This window comes from Robbsia andropogonis (assembly GCF_000970345.1).
Lineage (GTDB): Bacteria > Pseudomonadota > Gammaproteobacteria > Burkholderiales > Burkholderiaceae > Robbsia > Robbsia andropogonis.
This window is the reverse complement of sequence record NZ_LAQU01000115.1, coordinates 1-2,820: the sequence shown is the minus strand read 5'-3', so window position 1 is coordinate 2,820 and position 2,820 is coordinate 1. Positions and strand designations below refer to the sequence as shown.

The 2,820-nt window shown below is 53.9% G+C and carries 3 protein-coding genes and 1 pseudogene; 2 read left to right on the top strand and 2 right to left on the bottom strand.

The genetic code is table 11. The features are described 5' to 3' along the window. Window positions 1–292, bottom strand: a pseudogene (locus tag WM40_RS30520) (translesion DNA synthesis-associated protein ImuA); the annotation flags it as partial. A 292-nt stretch (window positions 293–584) separates the two neighbouring features. Here WM40_RS30520 and WM40_RS29290 point away from each other — a divergent pair. After that, a complete protein-coding gene (locus WM40_RS29290) occupies window positions 585–854 on the top strand; it encodes a hypothetical protein (protein ID WP_157793812.1) in 270 nt (89 codons plus the stop codon). A 21-nt stretch (window positions 855–875) separates the two neighbouring features. Here WM40_RS29290 and WM40_RS30515 read toward each other — a convergent pair whose 3' ends face one another. Then, window positions 876–1,256, bottom strand: coding sequence for a hypothetical protein (locus WM40_RS30515; RefSeq protein ID WP_157793811.1), 381 nt, complete (start codon window positions 1,254–1,256; stop codon window positions 876–878). 555 nt (window positions 1,257–1,811) lie between these two features. On the opposite strand from WM40_RS30515, the gene WM40_RS26210 reads away from it, so the two are divergent. Beyond that, entirely contained in the window at window positions 1,812–2,285 is a 474-nt protein-coding gene (locus tag WM40_RS26210; protein ID WP_082103284.1) for a LysE family translocator, read from the top strand. Window positions 2,286–2,820: the final 535 nt, after the last annotated feature.

Genomic DNA, 2,820 nt, shown 5'->3' with positions numbered 1-2,820 from the left:
GCCCGCCTGTCGGTACGCCCCAATTGGCCAGGGCCTGCATGCTCGGGCTATGGGCGGCGAGACGAGAAATGGGACGGGCTCCCAGGGAGGTCAACGCGGGCTGCAGCAGCCGCACCTCGCCGACTCCTGCGCGTGGAGTAAGTAGATCGACCAAAGTGCCGACGGGCCAGCCACCACCCGGCAATTCGGTATCCAGATGCGCATGTCCTGACGCCAGGCAGCGCGTGGCACCCCGGCCAAGGGAGGAGGCCCGCCACAACGCTGGATGTATTGATTCGGGGGCGACAATCATGATGATCGGAGCGCTAGGCAATAATGCTGTATGGATGTACAGTATCATTCACGTTTGGGATTTTGGCAAACGCCATGCGGGAAGCGTCGTCAATGTGATGAAACTGGATGGCGCTATGCCGTAATTTTTACGGATGCGGTGCCGTGGCATTCGCCGGAATGGATTGCTCGCGATGCGGTGGTTGCGCAAATGCGCGTCCCAAAAAACGCAATACCCTAAAAGCAATATCAAACAACTGATGAGCGGCGACAGCGGGCAGACCCATAAAAAGCGCGGATCTTTACGTGAAGAGATGCCCGTTGTCACCCGCTGGATCGACGAGATGCGCGCGGCATTTGGTGCGGATACGATCGATCAGGCGATTCGATCAGGGGTAGGGGGAGAACCCACGTTCTACGCGAGAGAAAACGGGCGAGAGTTGGGCGTGAAATGTCCTCCCTCCCGCTTTGACGGTTTGCCGCGGATTTCGTCCCTTGATCGCGGCTGGTGCCGTGGTTGTCATGGCGAGTGTGTTGGTACTGCTCGCGAATGTGAGCGCTCACCGGCGTTTGCGGATTTTTGAGGCAATAAGGGCACTTGGGTTCTAAACCCCGTAGTATTTTTCTCGCTCCTTCGAATCTAGCGAGTCTGCAAGCTCGTGGTGCAATAGCGAAATGGCACGTCCGAGCACCTCGGCCTCTGATATTCCAAACCACTTCGCAAGCAGTTCGAGATCCATCCAACGTGAGGGATCAAGCGTGAATGATCTGCGACGAGCCGGACTACGTCCCAGCGACACTGTTACGAGATAAGGTTCTGGACCTGTTAGCGCCTGTCTGACATTCAATCTTTGCGGAATGGTCTTCTTCGCCGCGCGGGCATTTTTTTGGATCAGTTTTTCCAACTCAGCAATGCGGGAGCGCCATAGAGCGATTTCGTTTTTTCTGCGTTCCGCTTCATTTTCTGCTTCACGGACAATACCCAACAGCCGTTGGATTTCCGCCGAATTGCCGTCAATATTTTCGTTACAGTAACGGATTTACAGGCAGCTGCCTGGCGCGCACGAAACGCTTTTTGGCGTTCCGCGTTCGACAGCGCGTTTTCTTTTCGCGGCCGTCCTCTTGCTCGTTTTTTCGTTACGGCATCAGGTAACGGAATAACGTTTGCGTCCGTGGGCAAACCCATGATGGTCTCCGGTGTCTTCTGGTATTTTGCGTTACAGTAACGAAAAATACTAGCCCCCCATCCTTAACTGGGGCAACCGTACCCGAACGAACGGCCAACTTCCGTAGCTCGGCCTGAGCGGACATCGCATAGGGACTATCCCGCCGACCGCTTATCGATCAGAAAACCGACATTGCAGCTGCACTGACTACGCCTTCGAGTTGCGGTGACGTTCGAAACGGCTGTGACGAAACACAATTGGGTAGCGATGCTACTTTTGGCAAAGACTTTGTCGTGCCTCTTTTCATTTTGAAAAGCTAAACTTTGCCACACGCCGGTGCTGGTAGCGGCGATTTCCCCAGAATTGGAGATCTCAATGGCGTTCCATACTTACTTTCTGTTTGTAACCGCTAGCTTGCTTTTGTGCCTCGTCCCAGGCCCAGACATGTTGCTTCTTCTAGGGCGTACCATCGCTCAGGGTCGCAAGGCCGGTCTTTGCGCTGCCGTCGGCATCAATCTTGGCGCTTATTTCCACCTCATTTGTGCTGCCACGGGACTCTCTGCGATCGTTATGGCCTCCGCCACTGCCTTCACCGTGGTGAAGTGGGTGGGTGCCGGGTATCTCTTCTACATCGGATACGGTGCGTTGCGAGCTAAGGGAGCATTCAACCTGTCCAAGGATGAGGCAAGGAAGGTTAGCCTTCGTCGTGCCTTCTTTCAAGGATTTCTCAGCGACGCCTTGAACCCGAAGGTAGCGCTCTTTTTCTTGCGTTCTTGCCTCAGTTCATTGAGCCGCACGATCCAAAAGCAATACTACACATCATTGAACTTGGAATTGCGGGCAACATAATGGGCATACTGACAAGCGTCACATATGTAATCCTGGCGTCTAGTTTAACCGAGACGCTGCGTCGGAGTCAGACGATCTCGGCGTGGTTAACCAAGTCTCTCGGTGTACTTTTGTTGGTCTCGGGATGAAAGTCGCTAGCGAGAAAATGTAAGTCTTGTAGAGATGCGGCGTCGCACACAAACTTGCATTACCATCGTCGCTGTTGGTCTCTTCTCGATCCCTTTAGTAAGCAAAAAGCCGCTTCAACGAGAAATCGGACCTTTTCGATGTTCGACTTTATTGGCCGTTCGAGCTAAGTTGGAGAAGTTGGTTTTACCTTCGGGCTATCGCAAGTTCAGCCAGAGCGGCCAGTCCACCGTGCGACATCGAATGACCGCTTGCCACAGGAATGATTTTTCGGTCGCAATCTGTTGCAGATGTCCCACGGCCTGTTCCGCTTGACGGGCATGTTCTCTGAAATATCGGCGCGATATCATTTGATCCATTTTGGACAAATTGACCCACACACACGGAGTCATCCCGGTGCGACCACCTC